The sequence below is a fragment of the Microbispora sp. H10670 genome, assembly GCF_014161385.1.
Taxonomy (GTDB): domain Bacteria; phylum Actinomycetota; class Actinomycetes; order Streptosporangiales; family Streptosporangiaceae; genus Microbispora; species Microbispora triticiradicis.
In genome coordinates, this window is record NZ_JABBWW010000013.1 from 132,060 (window position 1) to 150,481 (window position 18,422).

The following is an 18,422-nucleotide window of genomic DNA, read 5'->3' on the forward strand; positions in this document are numbered from 1 at the left end:
ACTGCGGTCGGCGAGCCGCTGCATCATCCGGCATCCCCTGGCGACAAATCGCCCGACAAATGGCTGAAACACGTTAATAAACCGCCGATTTGTGGCTCCAACAAATCGCCATGCGGAGGTGTTCACGGCGCGCTGGTATGGAAGAATTCATACAGGCTTTCGAATCAGCAAGCGGTGAGGGGGTGTGATGAATCTGTTCGACACTGATCCTGAGCACCTCCGTCATTCGAACGATAATGGTGATGGCGACTGGTGGGATCAGCTCATCGCCGGCTCGCCCCTTTGGTCTTCCGAGGGCGCGCTTGCCCGTGAATATGTGCCGATCGTCGATCCCGATGTGCGTAAGCATGCGAGCCGGTTCGACGATTCGGCGAAACCGCCCAAGTTTGACCGCGCATTCGAGACTCGTGGCGGCAACGCGCCCGATACTGATTTCACCGGTGATGAGACCGCGAGTGGTGTCTCTCCCGACGGCATCGGACGTGCCTGGAGCGACGATCCCGCTGGCGTTCCCTACGGCGCTTTGGCGGGCGATCCGGGCGGTTTTCCCTGCGGCGCTTCTGGTGCTGTTCCCGGTGGCGCGTCTGACGGCGCCACGGGCGCCGGCCAAAATGATGCGGGCCGGGGTCGGGATGCGGGCCCTGATCGGGATGCCGAGGGCACGCCTGGTGGCGCGTTTGACGGTGCCACGGGCGCTGGCCGGAGCGATGCGGGCCCGGGCCGGGATGCTTCTGGTGCTGGTGGCAGCGGTACATCGTCGTGGGTGGCGGTGGCGGCGGTTGGTGAGGCGGCGCGGGTGGTGGCGCTGGTGCCGGTGCCTGAGTCGGCGGAGGTGTGTCTGGCCGAGGCCGAGGAGTTGCTGGCGGCCCGGGACCGGATCACTTCGGCGTTGGCCGCCCGGGTGGGGCGGGTGCATCGGGCGGGGGAGGCGAGGAACCATGGGCATGCCTCGACCCGGTTGTGGTTGCGCTCTGTTGGGGGGATGACGATCCCGGGTGCGGGCCGGTTGGTGACGATGGGCGTGGAGTTGGGTCGTCTGTCGCGGGTGCGTGAGCGGTTCGCGGAGGGCAGCCTGGCGGAGGGGGTCGTGGAGGCGATCTGCACGGCCACTGCGGGGTTGACCGATGAGCAGGCGACGACGGCTGAGGGGATTTTGCTGGAGTTGGCGGGTTCGGCGGGTGCGGCGGAGGTGGCCAAGGCGGGGCGGTATCTGCGGGCGGTGCTGGACCCCGACGGCCACGAAGGCGATGAGCAGGCCGATTTCGACCGCCGGTTCTTCCGGGTGCGGCGGCGCAGGAACGGCGGGCTGGAGGGAGAGTTCTACCTCCCGGTCGAAGCCGCCGCGCGGTTGCAGCACCTGCTGGACGTCTACGCCAGGCCCAAGGCCGAGGGCGACGACCGCACGCTGAGCGTGCGGAACGCGGATGCGTTCATCGCGTTGCTGGAGAACAAGATCGCGACTGAGCTTCTGGTGCTGGTCACCGCCGAATCCCTCCCCGACGACCCCCCAGCCGGCCACCCCACCAGCGACCCCTCAGGCACCGCCCCCTCAGGCGACCACCCCACCAGCGACCCCTCGCGCACCGCCCCCTCAGGCGACCCCACAGCCGACCACCCCACCAGCGACCCCTCAGACACCGACCCGAGCGACGGCCCCGGCCCCGACCTCGGCTCCTGCGGCCCTGGCTCCGTCCCCGGCGCTGACGCCTGCGTCAGCGAGGACTTTGGCACGCCTTACGCCGGCACAACCGACGCCGGCAGCGAGCCCTCTGCTCCCGAGCACCCGGCCACAGGCGGCCCGGCCGTCGTCTGGCCGCACTTCGACGCGGCCCACGGCGACGAGCGTGCCGCCCTCGGCGAGGTTGGTGAGGTCGGCGAGGTCGACGACACCCGGCAGGGGCATGCTGACGAGGCAGAGACGCACAGACACCGAGCGTGGAATCCGCAGCGCACTCGTGCGCAGCAGACGCATGCCCCCGATCCCTCGACTGATCCCCCGACCAAGAGTGACGACGCCACTGGCGCTCACACGGAGGACGGTCCAAGCGGGGATCGCCCTGGGGATCGCCGTGCTCACGGCTGCCCCGGCGAGGACCGCCCTGCCGACGACTGCCCTGCCGACGACTGCCCGACGGAGGGCTACCGGCATGCCTTCACGCCAGGTGGGGAGCCGCACGGGATGCCCCGGACAGGAGCCGACGCTCCGCCGGGGGTGGAACGCGACGATGACGCGTGGCCTGGGGTGGGGGTGAACAGTCCGCCGCCGGGGGTGTGGCTGCGGGGGTTGCCGGGGCTGATCCTGGCGACCGGGCAGCTGCTGCCCGTCTCCCGCGTGCATCGGCTGGCTCGCACCAGCACCCTGGTGCGGATCGTGATGGACGCCGGTGGGCAGGTGCTGGACATGGGCCGCAAGGTCCGGTTGGCGACTCCGGCTCAGCGGCGGGCGGTCTTCGCCCGGTATGCGACCTGCTGGGTGGACGGCTGCCCGCTGCCGGCCACGATGTGCCAGATCGACCACGCCGAGGACTGGTGCAGCGGCGGGCTGACCGACCTCAAGCTGCTGGGGCCGGCGTGCCAGTTCCACAACCGCGACCGCTACCGCCACCCCGCCCGCTACACCCGCCGCAAGATCGGCGACGACCGCTGGGCCTTCACCTACCGCAACCCCCGCACCACCTGGCTGCGGGTATAGAGGCGGGCGCGTGGGAGCCGGGCGGGCCGTCAGAGGCCGAGGCCGGTCAGAGGCCGAGGCGGTCGGGGGCGACGAGGATGCCGTCCTCGTCGCTGTAGAGCCATTCGCCGGGGGCGAAGGTGACCTCTCCGAAGGTCACCGGGACGTCGACCTCCCCCAGGCCGGTCTTGGCGCTCTTGCGGGGATTGGAACCAAGTGCCTTGATGCCGAAGTCCAGGCCGGCGAGCGCCGCCGTGTCGCGTACGGCGCCGTTGACGACCACGCCTGCCCAGCCGTGCTTCAGGGCGGCGGTCGCGATCACGTCGCCGAGCAGCGCCGTACGCAACGACCCGCCGCCGTCGACCACCAGCACCCGGCCCTCGCCCGGCGACCCGATGGCCTGCCTGACCAGCGCGTTGTCCTCCAGGCAACGGATGGTGGAGATCCGGCCGGAGAACCGCGGACGCGAGCCGTACGAACGGAACTGGGTGAGGCAACTGCGCAGCGCGTCGCCGTGGGCGTCGTAGAGATCAGCGGTGGCGAAGCTCATGCGGGAATTGTGCCAAAGCGCCTCGTCAGGGCAGCCTACGGCTCTCGCCGACCGCCAGGTCCCACAGGTCGCCGGGGTCGAGGCCGCGCGACTCCCAGGCGGCGCGAGCCTCGCGCACCGGTTCCAGGAGCGGCTCGCCGGACAGCACGAAGGTGCCCCAGTGCATCGTCGCCATCCGCCGGGCGCCCACGTCGATGCATCCCTGTACGGCCTGCCCGGGATCGACGTGGGAGACCTTCATGAACCAACGGGGATCGTAGGCCCCGACGGGCATGAGGGCGAGGTCGATGCCCGGATAACGCTCACCGATCTGGGCGAACCGTTCCCCGTAGGCCGTGTCGCCCGCGAAGTAGACCCGGTGCTCGGAGGAGGTGAGCACCCAGCCGCCCCACAGTGTCCGGCAGGTGTCCCACAACGTACGGCGGCTCCAGTGGTGGGCCGGGACGAAGTCGAACGACACCTCGCCGAGGCGGGCCGACTCCCACCAGTCCAGTTCGGTCACGTTGTGGAAGCCCCGGCGCCGGAACCAGCCCGCGAGCCTGGCGGGCACGAAGACGGCCGTGTCTCGCGGCAGGCGGCGGATGGTCGGCGCGTCGAGGTGGTCGTAGTGGTTGTGGCTGATCACGACCGCGTCGACCTTGGGCAGGTCCGACCAGGCGACGCCGGGAGGGGTCAGCCTCTGGCGCACTCCGGGGATCTTCCGGGACCACACCGGGTCGGTCAGGACGGTCAGCCCGCCGATCTGCAGCACGAACGTCGCGTGGCCGACCCAGGTCACCATGGTCTCGGTCGCGGCGGCGCGGGGCAGGCCCACGCGTTGGACAGGAATCTGGTCGCCGTCGCCGATGTCGGGCCTGAGCTGCCCGTGCCACATGACGCTCGTCACCTCTCGGAAGTCCGGGAGGGGAGCGGTCAGCCGGTCGGCGAAGCTCGACGGCCACCGGCGGGGAGTGGTGGCGGGCCGTACGACGACATCGGAAGAAACGCGTATTTCTGGGGCCTCAGGGCTCTCCGGCTGGATCGTCTGCGACATGGGGAACTCCCTTCCGCTCTCATGATCCCCACGAGACCGGAAATATTCCTCCTACGACCGGCGGATTCGATTCCCCCTCCATCGCGCCCTCGCCCACAGGGGACGCAGCCGGGGATAGCCGCCGTCGTCGAGGCCGGCCATCCGTTCGAAGAGGTTCCACGAACCCGGATGGCCGCAGAGGGCGAAGGAGACCGCCGAGGCGACGAGGTACAGCACGACCATCGGCAGGCCGACGCAGAAGGCGTACTGCGTGGCGTGGCGCGCCTCGTGGTCGAGCAGCCGGCCGCTGAGATAGCCCTCGCCGTACTTGGTGAGGATCACGTTGCCGACCGTGAAGGCCCCGGCGACCGGGAACGGGATCCGGTAGCCGTGCGCGTAGACGAGCCCCCGCTCCCCCCTGCACGTGCGTGCCCGGCCGAGCCTCGCGATCAGCAGGCCGAGAGGCGTGGAGAGATTGGCGTAGTTGATGACCTGCCGGACCCGGTGCGACCGCCGCATGTCCCCAGGATCGGCGACTCTCCAGAGCCGGGCAAGGCTTACGCCCCGCCGTACGACCGCAGCAGCCAGGAGCCGGTGGAGCGGGTCACGGCCACGGCGGCCGCGACGGCGAGGACGCCGCCGTAGAGGTACCAGTAGCCGGCGGGGTTCCCGGCGATGGCGAGGTCGCCGGCCCGCTGCGGCGTGGACAGCACGAACGACACGAGGAGCCAGCCGGCGGCCGGGACGAGGGCCCCCAGCTTGCCGCCCATCATCCTGCCCATCGCGTACGGCAGGGCGAACAGCACGACCAGCCACGCGATCGCGGCGATCGGCAGCCCGCCCAGGTACCACGCGTGCTGGAAGCCGCCGACGACCCCCAGCACGAGCCCCAGCAGGAAGAGCATGCCGTAGGCCGCGCCTGCCACGGCCCCGGCCACAGGACCGGCGTCAGGGCCGGGACCGTTCTCGGCCCCGACCTGCGTCTCCTCGGTCTCGGGGGTCATAGCGCCAACCTAGCCGATGCCGGAGAACAGGTCGCTCTCGCGGTCGTACGGCTCGCCGATGCCTCCCGCCTCCGGGGGCACGCCGATGCCGGGCGGCCCGGGCACCCCCGCGCGCAGGATGTAGTGCTCGACCCCGAGGATCTGCTGGCCGACGTTGTTCGACAACGCGAACCAGGGCGCGTCGACCGCGATCTGGGTCGCGTGCGCCCGCATCGCGTCGATCTTGGCCTCGACGTACGGCCGGGCGTCGATCTCGGTCGTCACGTCCTCGTCGGGGCACGACGGCAGGTCCTCGACCGAGTCGGGCACCCAGAAGCCGACGCGGGTCTCGCGCATCGTCTCCGTCGTACGCCGCAGCACGGACCTGGGCATCGCGGTGCAGTAGAACTTGGCGACGCGCCACGGCTCCCCGCCGGGGTGCTCCGGGTCGGCGGCCAGTTCGAAGGCCCGCCAGGAGACGCGGTACGCCTGGATGTGGTCGGGGTGGCCGTAGAAGCCGTTCTCGTCGTAGGTGACGAGCACCTGCGGCCTGACCTCCCGGATCACCTTGACCAGCTCGCCCGCGGCCTCGTCGAGGCCGGCCCGCCAGAAGCAGCCGGGGCGGTCGTTGGCCGCCCCGCCCATCATCCCCGAGTCGCGCCAGCGGCCGGCGCCGCCGAGGAACCGGTGATCGGTGACGCCGAGCGCCTTGCACGCCGCGGTGAGCTCGCCGACGCGATACGTGCCGAGGGTGTCGTCCCGGTCGGCCGCGTGGTGGGCGAGCTCCGGGGGGATGACCTCGCCCTCCTCGCCGAGGGTGCAGGTCACGAGCGTCACATGGGCGCCCTCGGCGGCGTACTTGGCCATGGTCGCGCCGGTGCCGATGGTCTCGTCGTCGGGGTGGGCGTGCACGAGCAGCAGACGGCGGTCAGTCATGGCTCCGAGGGTAGTGCCCTCCTGCTGGCAGTATGAGGAGCTATGACGGAGAGCTTCCCACGGTTGCATGCCAGGACCCGGCGGTTCACCCTCGGGGTGCCGCGCGGCTTCACGATCTCCCCCGACGGGGGTCGTGTGGTCTTCCTCAGGACGAGGTCGGGCACCGATCCGGTGACGTGCCTGTGGGAGCTGGACGTGCAGTCCGACGGCGCGACCGGCGCCGAGCGGCTGGTCGTCGACCCGCTCGCGCTCGGCGCGGCCGACGAGGACCTGCCGCCGGAGGAGCGCGCCCGCCGTGAGCGGTCGCGGGAGTCGGCCGGCGGCGTGGTGGCGTACGCCACCGACCGGGAGACGCGGCTCGCCGTCTTCGCGCTGTCGGGTGAGCTGTACCTCGCCGAACTCGCCACGGGCGAGGTGCGGCGGCTCCCGGCGGCGGGGCCGGTCATCGACCCCCGCCTCGACCCCACCGGCACGCGGGTGGCGTACGTGACGGGCGGCGCCCTGCACGTGCTGGAGATCGGCAGCGGTACAAACACCACGCTCGCCGAGCCGGAGAGCGACACGGTCACCTACGGCCTCGCGGAGTTCATCGCGGCCGAGGAGATGGACCGGATGCGCGGCTACTGGTGGGCGCCCTCGGGGGACCGCCTGCTCGTGGCCCGGGTGGACGAGGCGCCGGTCGCGCTCTGGCACATCGCCGACCCGGCCAACCCCTCCCGCGAGCCCGTCCCCCAGCGCTACCCCGCCGCCGGCACGGCCAACGCCGAGGTCACACTGTGGGTCATCGGCCTGGACGGCACGCGTACGGAGGTGCCGTTCGAGCAGGAGTACCTGGCGACGGCCGTGTGGGACGCCCACGGCCTCGCGCTCGTGACGCTCTCGCGGGACCAGAGGAGCATGCGCCTGCTGTCGGCGGACCCGGACACGGGCGGGACGACGATCCTGCGTGAGGACACCGATCCGGCCTGGGTGGAGATCGTCCCCGGCGTGCCGGCGCGTCTGTCGGGCGGGACGCTCGTCTGGGTGGCCGACGCCGAGGGCGGGCGCCGCCTCGTGGTCGGCTCCGAGCCGGTCACGCCGCCGTCGCTGCAGGTCCGCGCGGTGCTCGACGTGGACGGTGACACGGTGCTCTTCCAGGCGAGCGGCGACTCCACCGAGATCCACCTGTGGACGTACCACGACGGCACCCTCAGCCCGGTGACCACCGAGCCGGGCGTCCACTCCGGCCGCCGTGCGGGCGGGACGACGCTCGTCATCCGGCAGAGCCTCGACACCGAGGGCGTGACGGTGTCGGTCAGACCAGCGTCGGCAGGGGGATCCTCGATCCGGTCGGTGGCGGAGCGGCCCGGCCTGGAGCCGCGTGTCTCGCTGGTCCGCGCGGGCGAGCGCGAACTGGCCGCGGCGGTCCTGCTGCCGTCCTGGCACGTGCCCGGCTCGGGCCCGCTGCCCGTCCTGATGGACCCGTACGGCGGGCCGCACGCGCAGCGGGTGCTGTCCGCCCGGCGGATGTTCCTGGAGTCCCAGTGGTGGGCCGAGCAGGGCTTCGCGGTGATCGTGGCCGACGGGCGGGGCACGCCGGGGCGCGGCCCGGCCTTCGAGCGGGAGATGCTGCACGACTTCACGATCTCCCTGCAGGACCAGGTGGACGCCCTCCAGGGCGTGGCGGCCCTGCACCCGGGCGATCTCGACCTGTCGCGGGTGGCGATCCGGGGCTGGTCGTTCGGCGGCTACCTCGCCGCGCTCGCGGTGCTGCGCCGCCCGGACGTGTTCCACGCCGCCGTCGCGGGGGCGCCGGTCACCGACTGGCGGCTGTACGACACCTGCTACACCGAGCGCTACCTCGGCCACCCGGACGAGGGCCACTACGAGAGGTCGTCCCTCCTGGGCGACGCCGAGAAGGGCGCCGGGAGTGAGACCGGGAAGCAGGAGCGCCCGCTGCTGCTGATCCACGGCCTGGCCGACGACAACGTGGTCGCCGCGCACACGCTGCGGCTGTCGTCGGCCCTGCTCGCGGCGGGGCGCCCGCACACCGTGCTCCCGCTGTCGGGCGTCACGCACATGACCCCGCAGGAGGTCGTCGCCGAGAACCTGCTGCTCCTGCAGCTCGACTTCCTCAAGAAGTCCCTGAACATGACCGGCTGAACATGACCGGGTGAGTCACCGGGCGGTGCCGTGCCAGCTGTCCCACAGCGCGGCGTAGGCGCCGCCCGCCGCCACCAGTTCGTCGTGGGAGCCCAGCTCGCTGATCCGGCCGTCCTCCACGACGGCCACCCGGTCGGCGTCGTGCGCCGTGTACAGCCGGTGCGCGATGGCGATCACCGTACGGCCCTCCAGCACGGCCGCGAGCGAGCGCTCCAGGTGGCGGGCGGCGCGCGGGTCGATCAGCGAGGTGGCCTCGTCCAGCACGAGCGTGTGCGGGTCGGCCAGGACCAGCCGCGCGAGCGCGAGCTGCTGCGCCTGGGCGGGCGAGATCGCCGCGCCGCCCGAGCCCACGGTCGTGTCCAGGCTCCGCGGCAGCGCGGCCACCCACTCCCAGGCGTCCACGGCCTCCAGGGCGCGGCGTACGTCCGGGTCGGCGGCGTCCGGACGGGCGATCAGCAGGTTGTCGCGCAGCGTGCCCCGGAACACGTGGTGCTCCTGGGTGACCAGCGCGACGTGCCCGCGCAGCTCGTCGAGCGGCAGCTCGACCAGCGGGACCCCGCCGACCGTGACCGACCCGGTCCGCGGCCCGTGCACCCCGGCCAGCAGCCGGCCGAGCGTGGACTTGCCCGCACCGGACGGCCCGACCATGGCCAGCCGCTCCCCCTGGCGTACGTCGAGGTCGACGCCGTGCAGCACGTCGTGGCCGGGGCGGTAGGCGTACCGCACCCCGCCTGCCTTAAGCTCCTCCCCCACCGGCCGGGCGGTTCCGGCCGCGCGGTCGTCGGGGACGCCGCCGACGCCCAGGAGCCGGGCCATCGAGGCCCCGCCGACCTGCAGCTCGTCCGTCCACGACAGCAGCCGGTCGAGCGGGTCGATGAGCTGCTGGACGTACAGCGTGGCGGTGGTCACCTGGGCCACCGACACCCAGCCCTCGATGTGGAAAAGCCCGCCGACGAGCAGGGTCGCCACGACCGGGACGACATAGCTGAACTCGACGGCCGGGAACCACACCATGCGCAGGCCGAGGGTGTAGCGCTCGGCCGCGAACGACCGGGCGATGTCCCGGTCGGTCCGCTCGTGGCGGCGGTCCCGCAGGCCCAGCGCCTCGATGGTGCGCGCCCCCTCGACCGTCTCGGCCAAGCCCTCGGTCATGTCGGCGTACGCCGCGTTCTCGCGCAGGTAGCCGTCCCTGGCGCGGGTGAGGTACCACCTGGTGGAGATCCACAGCAGCGGTACGGCGATCAGCGACGGCACGGCCATGAGCGGCCCGACGAGGATCACGGCGCCGACGACGAAGGCGCCGGTCACGACGGCGATCAGTGTCTCCGGCACGGCGTGCCGCACGGTGCGCGACAGCGCGTCCACGTCCCGGGAGGTGCGGGTGAGCAGGTCACCGGCGCCGGCCCGCTCGACCGTCGACAGCGGCAGTGCGAGCACCTGGCCGACGAAGTCCTCCCGCAGTTCGGCCAGGACCTTCTCGCCCAGCCGGGAGGAGGCGTACACCGCGAACCTGATCAGCACCGCCTGCGCGGCCACGAAGGCGGCGATGGCCAGGGCGACCGCGTCGACGCGCAGACCGGCCCTGCCCTCGGCGAGGCCCTCCACCAGGCCGCCGAGCATCCGGGGGGCGACCAGGCCCGCGACGGCCGCGAGGGCGTGCAGGGCCAGCGCCAGGCCCAGCTCACGCGGATACTTCAGCGTCAACCGGCGCGCGTAGGCGCGCACCTGCGCCCGGTCGGCGACCGGCAGGATCTCGCGGGCCATTCCTGAACCTCTCAGTCCTCTCCGCGGGTGACGGCCGAGCGGTAACCGGGCGACGTGCCGAGCAGCGTGCGGTGGCCGCCCTCGGCCCGCACCACGCCGCCCTCGACGTACAGCACGTGGTCGGCCCGGTCCAGCACGAGCGGGCTGGTCGTGCAGACGAGGGTCGTCCGGCCGGCCCGCGCCTTGCCCAGCCGCTCGGCGACGCGGGCCTCGGTGTGGGCGTCGACCGCGCTGGTGGGCTCGACCAGGATCAGGATCTCGGGGTTGGCGAGCAGCGCCCGGGCGAGCCGCAGCCGCTGCTGCTGGCCGCCGGAGAACTCCCGGCCCGACTCGGCCACGTACGCGTCGAGCCCGTCGGGCAGGGCCGCCACGATGTCCTCGGCGCAGGCCGCGTACAGCGCCTGGCCGATCTCCTCGTCGCCGGCCGTGCCACGCACGTCCAGCTCGTCGCGCAGCCGTCCGGAGAACAGCCGCGCGCCGTTGTCGGCGACCACGATGTGCTCCCTGACCTCGGCGAGCGGCAGGTCCGCCAGCGGCGCGCCGCCGAGCGTGACGTCGCCGGGGGCGAAGGCGCCCAGGCGGTCGGCGACCGCGATCGCGTCCTCGGGCGCGGCGGCGGCGAGCGCGGTCAGCCGGCCGGGCCGGACCTCGACGCCCGACTCGCCGTCGCGGAGCGTGCCCTCGCCGGCGGTGAAGCGGGCGTCGCCACCCGTGATCTCGGGCTCCAGCGACAGGATGCGGCAGACGCGGCGGGCCGCCACGTGCCCCTTGGTGAGCTTGTCGGCGGCCTCGGTCAGCGTGCGCAGCGGCGCGATCAGGAAGACCGCGTAGCCGTAGAACGCCACGAGCTGGCCGGGGGTGATGCGGCCGTCGAGCGCGAAGTGCGCGCCGAGCCAGGTCACGCACGCGATCAGCACGCCGGGCAGCAGGATCTGGGCGCCTTCGAGCAGGGACTCCACGGAGGCCACCCGGACGCCGGCGTGCCGTACGCGCTGCGACTCCTCGCGGTAGCGCGCGGCGAAGACCTGCTCGCCGCCGACTCCCCGCAGCACCCGCAGGCCCGCCACGATGTCGGCGGCGCGGGTGGCGAGGTCGCCCTGCAGGTCGCGCTGCTCGTGCTGACGCCGGTGCAACGGCTTCAGCAGGGGACCCACGGCGGCCGCCATCAGCGGCACGCCGATCAGCACGACCAGGCCGAGCGGGACCGACGTGGCGATGAGGATCACCGTCACCGCGACGATCGCGACGACCGCCCCGGCGCCGCGCAGCAGGATGTCCATCGCGTTGCCGATCTGCGCGATGTCCGAGTTGCCCACGCTGACGACCTCGCCGGTCGACAGCCGCTTGGGCAGCGTCGCCCCCAGCCGGGCGGCCTGCCGCACGGTGACCTGCACGGTGCGGTACGCCGCCGACAGCCAGGTGAAGACGGCGAAGCGGTGGCGCATGACCCCGGTGACCGCCTGGACCACGCCGAGCCCGAGCAGCACCGCCGACCAGGTGAGGAGCGTTTTCGAGTCCGCCGCGGTGACGGCGTCGACGGCCCGGCCGATCGCGGACGGCACCAGCGCCTGGCCCAGCCACCACAGCACCGAGAGGCCCACTCCGGCCAGCAGCGGGGCGCTCTGGGCGCGTGCCACCCACCACAGGTACCGGAGGGGCCCGCGGGCGTCTGGAGTGCCGGGATCGGCCACAGGAAGAGAGCGCATGGTTGTTCCAGCCTCGCAAGATCGCAGGTCGGAGGGCAAATCGTTTTCTTTGCCGTCAACCAGGGTTGACATGATCGCGCCGTCAACCTATGTTGACGACATGAGCGACACGGCACAGCTGGCGAGCGACGCCGGCAGCCGCGATCCGGCCATCGGCCTGCGGGCCGTACGGGCCCTGCGGTTGCTGGTGGAACGGCTCGAGGCGCTACAGGTGGAGAACGCGCGCGCGGCGGGATGGTCCTGGCAGGACATCGCGCTCCTGCTCGGGGTGTCCCGGCAGGCGGTGCACAAGAAGTACGCGGGCGGCCGAGGACTGCTGAGACGGGAGAAGTAGATGTTCGAACGGTTCACCGAAGACGCCCGGCAGGCCGTGCGGCAGGCCGTCGAGGAGGCCCGGCGACTGCGGCACGGGCAGGCGGGCACCGAGCACCTCCTGCTCGGCCTGCTGAGCGTCACGGACTCGGCCTCCGCCCGGCTCCTCGCGGCCCGTGGCGTCGACCGCGAGCGGGTGCGCACGGAGATCCTGCGGATCCGCGGCAACGCGGCCGGCGGGGAGATCGACGCCGAGGCCCTGGAGACGATCGGCATCGACCTGTCGGCCGTGCGGCGGAAGGTCGAGGAGGCCTTCGGCCCCGGCGCGCTCGACCACGAGGCGCCCCGGGGCCGCCGGGGGATCCCCGCCGGCGGCCGCTGGTCGACCGTCACCCCGCGGAGCAAGAAGGTGCTCGAACTCGCGTTGCGCGAGGCCGTCGCGCTCAAGAGCAAGGAGATCCGCGACGGGCACATCCTCCTCGGCATCATCCGGGAGGGCGAGGGCCTGGGCGTACGGGTCCTCGCCGACGCGGGGGTGAACCTGGTCGCCCTCCGGGAGGACGTCAAGAGTCACCTGGCCGGCGCGGGGCGGCAGCGGTGACAGTGGTGACAGTGGTGACCGGGCCCGACCGGCCGGTCAGTCGGTCGCGGCCGCGACCGCGTCCGTGACGCTTCCGTAGATGGGGAACGCGGCGTACAGCCCGGTCACCGTGAGGATCCTCCGGAAGACGCCCTCGACACCGGCGATCCTCATGAAGCCACCCGCCGCGACGGCGCGGTCGTGCGTCTCCAGCAGCAGCCGCAGCCCCATGGAGTCGCAGAACCCGAGCCGGGCGGTGTCCAGGACGAGCCGGGTGTAGCCCTCGTCGAGCAGCTTGTCCAGCGCGGGGCGGAGCCGCTCGCCCGAGATCACGTCGAGCTCACCGGTCAGGGTGACGAGAGTGTGCGTCGCCTCATGGCTCACCGTGACGGCAAGTCTCGTCATCGCCTGTCCTCAGCCGGAAAGATCTACAGAGAAGCTACACCTCTGAGCATCCCACGGCGACAGGGACAGGCAAGGCGTTGACGGCGACCACGCCTCACCCTCGATCACTCAACCCGGACACCGCCGCCGTCACCGCCGCCGTCACCGCTTCCGCCTCCGCGGGCGGCACCGGCTCGGGCGTCTGGGCGAGACGGATGACGTTGGCGTCGGGATCGGCGAGAGCCCACAGCGACGCCAGTCCGTGCTCCGACGCGCTGCCCGGCTCGACCTGCATGAGGACGAGTTGCTGGCCGGGGGCGCTCCTGGCCGTGTAGAAGTCGTACTCGAACGCCAGCTCGCCGGCCAGCCGATGACGGAACCGTTTGGTGTCGGTCGTCCTCGGACGCAGGTCGCGCTGGCTCCGCAGGCGGCGGAACTCCTCGCTGTGCTCCTCGAGCTCCTGAACGAGCTGGGGCAGGAGCGGATCATGCGGATCCATCGCCGCGACGGTCTGGATATGCGCCATCTTGAGGTTGGCGGTCTTCTCCCAGTCCGCGTAGAAATGGACGGCCTCGGGGTTGAGGAAGACCAGCCGGATGAGGTTGTCGTTGCACTCCATTCCCGCGTAGAGCGCGTCGGCCAGGCGGTTGGTCGCGAGCATGTTCATCCAGCGGTCGATGATGAACCCGGGTGTCCGCGTCCATCCGCGCAGCACCCGGAGGAGGGTGGGCGCGGCCTCCTCGCGGTGTTCGACGACCCGGCACCGCTTCGGCAACGGGTGGGCGAGCGCGTACAGATACTCGACGGCCTCGGGGTCGGGGCACATGACCCTGGCGAGGGCGACGAGGACCTGGTCGGAGGGATTGCGTTCGCGCCCCTGTTCCAACCGCGAGTAGTAATCGGTGCTGATGCCCGCCAGGACGGCCACCTCCTCCCGGCGGAGCCCCGGGGTACGGCGGTGGCCGACCCGCGCCAGGCCGACCTGCTCGACCGGCGTGGCCTCCCTGCGCGCCCGCAGGAACTCTCCGAGGAACCGGTTCCGTTCCATACCTCCACAGTAGGCGCCGTTTTCCCGTCTGAGGGGGAGTTCCACACCAAGGTTGGGTGCGTCCTGGCAGGTGAGCGGTGGAACGCGGATTCTGGAGACGTGGCGCCACCTGGCCTTCGAGGAGTGACCGACCATGTCTCCGGAACGACCACACCGCACGCTGCGACGGGTGAACGAGATCGCCAGGAGGCTGGACGCCGTCAACCGTGGCGAAACCCGTGGCGAGAACCATGGCGAAACCGTGGGCCGAGTCCCCGAGCCGTACGGGTACGGGCCGGTCTCCCGGCTCGGCCGCAGCGTCAACGGCACCCTCGCGCGCCTCGACGACGTGAATCGGCGCCTCAGGGAGCTGCGCGACCGGCAGCGTCGGTGCGCCGCCGACGTCTCGCACGAGCTGCGTACCCCGCTCACCGCGCTGCGCACGCGGTTGGAGGACGCGCGGTCGCATCCGGATGAGGCCAGCCTGCCGGCCCTGCTGGAGCAGACGCTCGGCGACGTCGACCGGCTGGAGTCGATCGTCACCGACCTGCTACTGCTCACCAGGCTGCGCGCCGCCGAACCCAGGTCGACGATGCGGCTGGACCTGGGCCGCCTCGTACGGGACGAGACCTCCCTCCAGTCCTGGGGGTGCAGCGTCCACCTGAGTCTCCGGCCGGGGGTCGTGGTCGAGGTGGCGGAGGACCTCGTCCGACGCGCCCTGGCCAACCTGCTCGACAACGCGGTGCGGCACGCCAGGACGCGTGTCCGGGTGGAGGTCCGGCATGGGAAGGACACCGGTGAGCTGCTGATCACCGACGACGGGGACGGGATCCCCCATGGCCAGTGGGAGCGGGTCTTCGATCCGTTCTACCGGCTGGACGCCGCCCGCAGCCGCGCGCAGGGCGGCCCGGGCCTCGGCCTGACCATCGCCAGGGAGATCGCGGAAGCACACGGCGGCGGCCTGCAGGTCAGGGATTCGTCCGCCCCCGGGGCGTTCTTCCTGCTGTGGCTCCCGCTCGCGAGGGGTGCCTGATCACGCCGGCCGGAGAGCCGTCAGCGGTCGCCCGCGACCTCGTACAGTCCGCCCATCTCCGGGCCTGGGGGGTGCCGCGGGCCCGCGTCGGACGCGCTGCCGAGCGCCTCCTCGACCGTCGGGTGCTGCTCGAAGACGTTGCGCAGACCCGTGATCGTCAGCACCCGGCGCAGCACGCCCTGCACGCCGCTCAGGATCAGCCTGACGTTCGCGGCCTGACCCCGCTGAAGTGCGGAGATCAGCTCGCTCAGCCCCCGGGAGTCGCAGAACATGATCTTGGCGACGTCGATGACGACGACAGAGATCCTGGACGACTCCCAGACCTGCCGCAGCTCCTCGCGCAGCAGGTGGGCGGTGGTCGCGTCCAGGTCGCCCTCCGCGTACACGACGAGAGCGTCGCCTCGCGCGACGGACGCGATCTTCAGGGTCGAACGGGGACCGGACACGGACATGCACACTCCTCGCCTGCGGGTTCACGGCAGACGTGTTACGCCAACACAAATCACACGTTACCCGGGAGCAGGGGAGGTTATGTGCCCGGACACCGGAACTCGGGGCCCCAGAGCGATGTCGCGCTACTTGGAAGCCGACCTGAGGTAGTCGGCGTTCATCCGGGCGATCGTGTCGAACGGGATGCCCTTGGGGCACACGGCCGTGCACTCGCCGGTGTTGGTGCAGCCGCCGAAGCCCTCCGCGTCCATCTGCTCGACCATCGCCCTGGCCCGGGACTCGCGCTCCGGCTGGCCCTGCGGCAGCAGGCCGAGGTGGGTGATCTTCGCGGCGGTGAACAGCGAGGCCGAGCCGTTGGGGCAGGCCGCGACGCAGGCGCCGCAGCCGATGCAGGTCGCGGCGTCGAAGGCGGCGTCCGCGTCCTCCTTGGGCACCGGGACGGCGTGGGCGTCGGGCGCGGACCCGGCGGGAACGGAGACGAACCCGCCCGCCTGGATGATCCGGTCGAACGACGAACGGTCCACCACCAGATCCTTGATCACCGGGAAGGGTGCGGCCCGCCACGGCTCGATGGTGATGACCGCGCCGTCCTCGAAGTGCCGCATGTGCAGCTGGCAGGTGGTGGTGGCGCGCTGCTCGCCGTGCGCCACCCCGTTGATGACCATGCCGCACATGCCGCAGATGCCCTCGCGGCAGTCGTGGTCGAAGGCGACCGGGTCGTCGCCCTCCAGGATCAGCCGCTCGTTCAGCACGTCGAGCATCTCCAGGAACGACATGTCCGGGGAGACGTCCTCGACCCGGTAGGTCACCATCCGCCCCTTGTCGGAGGAGCCGGACTGGCGCCAGATCTTCAGGGTCAGGTTCACTTGTAGCTCCGCTGGGTCATCTTCACGTACTCGTAGTCCAGCTCTTCCTTGTGCAGGACCGGGCCGTCGGGGGTCCACTCCCACGCGGCGACGTACGCGAAGTTCTCGTCGTCGCGCAGCGCCTCGCCGTCGGCGTCCTGCGACTCGGCCCGGAAGTGGCCGCCGCACGACTCGGTGCGGTGCAGGGCGTCCACGCACATCAGCTCGGCCAGCTCGAAGAAGTCGGCCACCCGGCCGGCCCGCTCCAGCGCCTGGTTGAGCCCCTCGGCGTCGCCCGGCACCTTGACGTTGTTCCAGAACTCCTCGCGCAGCTCGGGAATCCGCTCCAGCGCCTTGCGCAGCGACTCCTCGGTGCGCTCCATGCCGCAGTAGTCCCACATGATCCGGCCGAGCTCGCGGTGGTAGGAGTCGGCCGTACGGGTGCCGTTCACGGCGAGGAGCCTGTCGATCCTGTCCTGGACGGCCTTCCTGGCCTCGGCGACGTCGTCCTCCTCGACCGGCCCGAACGCGCCGGCCCCGGCGAGGTAGTCGCCGATCGTCGTCGGCAGCACGAAGTAGCCGTCCGCCAGGCCCTGCATGAGGGCCGAGGCGCCCAGGCGGTTCGCGCCGTGGTCGGAGAAGTTGGCCTCGCCGATCACGAACAGGCCGGGGATGGTCGACTGGAGGTCGTAGTCCACCCACAGCCCGCCCATCGTGTAGTGGACGGCCGGGTAGATGCGCATCGGGACCTCGTACGGGTTCTCGCCGGTGATGCGCTCGTACATCTCGAAGAGGTTGCCGTACTTCTTCTCGACGGCGTCGCGGCCGAGCCGGGCGATGGCGTCGGCGAAGTCGAGGTAGACGCCGAGCCCGCCCGGGCCGACGCCGCGTCCCTCGTCGCAGACGTTCTTGGCGGCCCGGCTGGCGATGTCACGCGGCACCAGGTTGCCGAACGCCGGGTAGATGCGCTCCAGGTAGTAGTCGCGCTCGTCCTCGGGGATGTCGGCGGGGGCCCGGCCGTCGCCCTTGCGCAGCGGCACCCAGACGCGGCCGTCGTTGCGCAGCGACTCCGACATCAGGGTCAGCTTCGACTGGTAGTCGCCGCTGACGGGGATGCAGGTCGGGTGGATCTGGGTGAAGCAGGGGTTGCCGAAGTAGGCGCCCTTCTTGTGCGCCCGCCAGATCGCCGTGGTGTTGCAGCCCTTGGCGTTGGTGGACAGGAAGAACACGTTGCCGTAGCCGCCGGTGGCCAGCACGACCGCGTCGGCGAGGTGGGTCTCGATCTCGCCGGTGACCATGTCGCGGACCACGACGCCCCTGGCCCGCCCGCCGCTGACGACGACCTCCAGCATCTCGTGGCGGGTGTGCATCTCGACCGTGCCGGCCGCGATCTGGCGCTCCAGCGCCTGGTACGCGCCGAGCAGCAGCTGCTGGCCCGTCTGGCCGCGGGCGTAGAAGGTGCGCGACACCTGGGCGCCGCCGAAGGAGCGGGTGTCGAGCAGGCCGCCGTACTCGCGGGCGAAAGGCACGCCCTGCGCCACGGCCTGGTCGATGATGTTCACGCTGACCTGGGCGAGGCGGTAGACGTTCGACTCGCGGGCGCGGAAGTCGCCGCCCTTGACGGTGTCGTAGAAGAGCCGGTAGACGCTATCGCCGTCGCCGCGGTAGTTCTTGGCGGCGTTGATGCCGCCCTGCGCGGCGATCGAGTGGGCCCGCCGGGGCGAGTCCTGGTAGCAGAACGACTTGACCTTGTAGCCCAGCTCGCCGAGCGTCGCGGCGGCCGAGCCGCCGGCCAGGCCGGTGCCGACCACGATGACGGTCAGCTTGCGCTTGTTGGCCGGGTTGACCAGCTTGGCCTGGAAGCGCCGGGTGTCCCAGCGGTCCTCGACGGGACCCGACGGCGCCTTGGTGTCCCGGATGGGCTCCCCGGTCCGGTACGTGCCGGGCCGGGGCGGGGACACGGGCAGGGACACGGACGGAGACGGAGACGGGGACGGCGACGGGGCCACCGGCTCCTGCTGCTGGCG

Annotated in this window: 17 protein-coding genes; 5 read left to right on the forward strand and 12 right to left on the reverse strand. The window is 71.9% G+C overall.

The features are described from left to right. Positions 1–769: 769 nt before the first annotated feature. A complete protein-coding gene (locus HHX33_RS19795) occupies positions 770–2,692 on the forward strand; it encodes an HNH endonuclease (RefSeq protein ID WP_182875897.1) in 1,923 nt (640 codons plus the stop codon). A gap of 46 nt (positions 2,693–2,738) precedes the next feature. Here the strand turns inward: HHX33_RS19795 and rraA are convergent, their stop codons facing one another. Genes rraA through mshB form a run of 5 tightly spaced genes read right to left on the reverse strand, consistent with a single transcriptional unit; the run spans position 2,739 to position 6,152 of the window. Beyond that, on the reverse strand, positions 2,739–3,221 hold the full coding sequence (gene rraA, locus HHX33_RS19800) for a ribonuclease E activity regulator RraA (protein ID WP_182875898.1): 483 nt from the start codon (positions 3,219–3,221) through the stop codon (positions 2,739–2,741). A 25-nt stretch (positions 3,222–3,246) separates the two neighbouring features. After that, a complete protein-coding gene (locus tag HHX33_RS19805; protein WP_182875899.1) occupies positions 3,247–4,254 on the reverse strand; it encodes an MBL fold metallo-hydrolase in 1,008 nt (335 codons plus the stop codon). A gap of 51 nt (positions 4,255–4,305) precedes the next feature. Then, entirely contained in the window at positions 4,306–4,752 is a 447-nt protein-coding gene (locus tag HHX33_RS19810; protein WP_111701345.1) for a hypothetical protein, read from the reverse strand. Positions 4,753–4,790: 38 nt separating this feature from the next. Then, positions 4,791–5,237, reverse strand: coding sequence for a DUF6113 family protein (locus HHX33_RS19815; RefSeq protein ID WP_182875900.1), 447 nt, complete (start codon positions 5,235–5,237; stop codon positions 4,791–4,793). Between the two features lie 9 nt (positions 5,238–5,246). Then, complete coding sequence (mshB, locus tag HHX33_RS19820) at positions 5,247–6,152, reverse strand: N-acetyl-1-D-myo-inositol-2-amino-2-deoxy-alpha-D-glucopyranoside deacetylase (RefSeq protein WP_182875901.1); 906 nt, start codon at positions 6,150–6,152, stop codon at positions 5,247–5,249. A 42-nt stretch (positions 6,153–6,194) separates the two neighbouring features. Between mshB and HHX33_RS19825 the strand changes: the two genes are divergently transcribed. Beyond that, a complete protein-coding gene (locus tag HHX33_RS19825; protein ID WP_182875902.1) occupies positions 6,195–8,294 on the forward strand; it encodes a DPP IV N-terminal domain-containing protein in 2,100 nt (699 codons plus the stop codon). Between the two features lie 15 nt (positions 8,295–8,309). Here the strand turns inward: HHX33_RS19825 and HHX33_RS19830 are convergent, their stop codons facing one another. Both HHX33_RS19830 and HHX33_RS19835 read right to left on the reverse strand, forming a co-directional pair. Further along, complete coding sequence (locus HHX33_RS19830; protein WP_182875903.1) at positions 8,310–10,058, reverse strand: ABC transporter ATP-binding protein; 1,749 nt, start codon at positions 10,056–10,058, stop codon at positions 8,310–8,312. 11 nt (positions 10,059–10,069) lie between these two features. Beyond that, on the reverse strand, positions 10,070–11,764 hold the full coding sequence (locus HHX33_RS19835; RefSeq protein ID WP_182875904.1) for an ABC transporter transmembrane domain-containing protein: 1,695 nt from the start codon (positions 11,762–11,764) through the stop codon (positions 10,070–10,072). A 100-nt stretch (positions 11,765–11,864) separates the two neighbouring features. Between HHX33_RS19835 and HHX33_RS19840 the strand changes: the two genes are divergently transcribed. Together HHX33_RS19840 and HHX33_RS19845 are read left to right on the forward strand one after the other, a co-directional pair. Further along, positions 11,865–12,098, forward strand: a complete 234-nt coding sequence (locus HHX33_RS19840) for an RNA polymerase subunit sigma-70 (protein WP_111701339.1) — start codon at positions 11,865–11,867, stop codon at positions 12,096–12,098. After that, positions 12,099–12,677, forward strand: a complete 579-nt coding sequence (locus HHX33_RS19845) for a Clp protease N-terminal domain-containing protein (RefSeq protein ID WP_182875905.1) — start codon at positions 12,099–12,101, stop codon at positions 12,675–12,677. A 36-nt stretch (positions 12,678–12,713) separates the two neighbouring features. Here the strand turns inward: HHX33_RS19845 and HHX33_RS19850 are convergent, their stop codons facing one another. Continuing rightward, a complete protein-coding gene (locus HHX33_RS19850; RefSeq protein ID WP_182875906.1) occupies positions 12,714–13,061 on the reverse strand; it encodes an STAS domain-containing protein in 348 nt (115 codons plus the stop codon). Positions 13,062–13,155: 94 nt separating this feature from the next. Beyond that, positions 13,156–14,088: a helix-turn-helix transcriptional regulator gene (locus HHX33_RS19855; RefSeq protein WP_182875907.1), complete on the reverse strand. Its 933-nt coding sequence runs from the start codon at positions 14,086–14,088 to the stop codon at positions 13,156–13,158. Between the two features lie 169 nt (positions 14,089–14,257). On the opposite strand from HHX33_RS19855, the gene HHX33_RS19860 reads away from it, so the two are divergent. Continuing rightward, positions 14,258–15,100 (forward strand): sensor histidine kinase, encoded by an 843-nt coding sequence (locus HHX33_RS19860; protein WP_182875908.1) that lies wholly within the window; start codon positions 14,258–14,260, stop codon positions 15,098–15,100. Positions 15,101–15,120: 20 nt separating this feature from the next. On the opposite strand, the gene HHX33_RS19865 is transcribed toward HHX33_RS19860, so the two are convergent. The 3 genes from HHX33_RS19865 to HHX33_RS19875 form a co-directional block, all read right to left on the reverse strand. Then, on the reverse strand, positions 15,121–15,552 hold the full coding sequence (locus HHX33_RS19865; protein WP_182875909.1) for an STAS domain-containing protein: 432 nt from the start codon (positions 15,550–15,552) through the stop codon (positions 15,121–15,123). Between the two features lie 123 nt (positions 15,553–15,675). Continuing rightward, entirely contained in the window at positions 15,676–16,416 is a 741-nt protein-coding gene (locus HHX33_RS19870) for a succinate dehydrogenase/fumarate reductase iron-sulfur subunit (protein ID WP_182875910.1), read from the reverse strand. After that, positions 16,413–18,356 carry a fumarate reductase/succinate dehydrogenase flavoprotein subunit gene (locus HHX33_RS19875; protein WP_182875948.1) on the reverse strand — a complete coding sequence of 648 codons (1,944 nt, stop codon included), beginning with the start codon at positions 18,354–18,356 and terminating at the stop codon, positions 16,413–16,415. The genes HHX33_RS19870 and HHX33_RS19875 overlap by 4 nt, the downstream gene beginning before the upstream one ends. Positions 18,357–18,422: the final 66 nt, after the last annotated feature.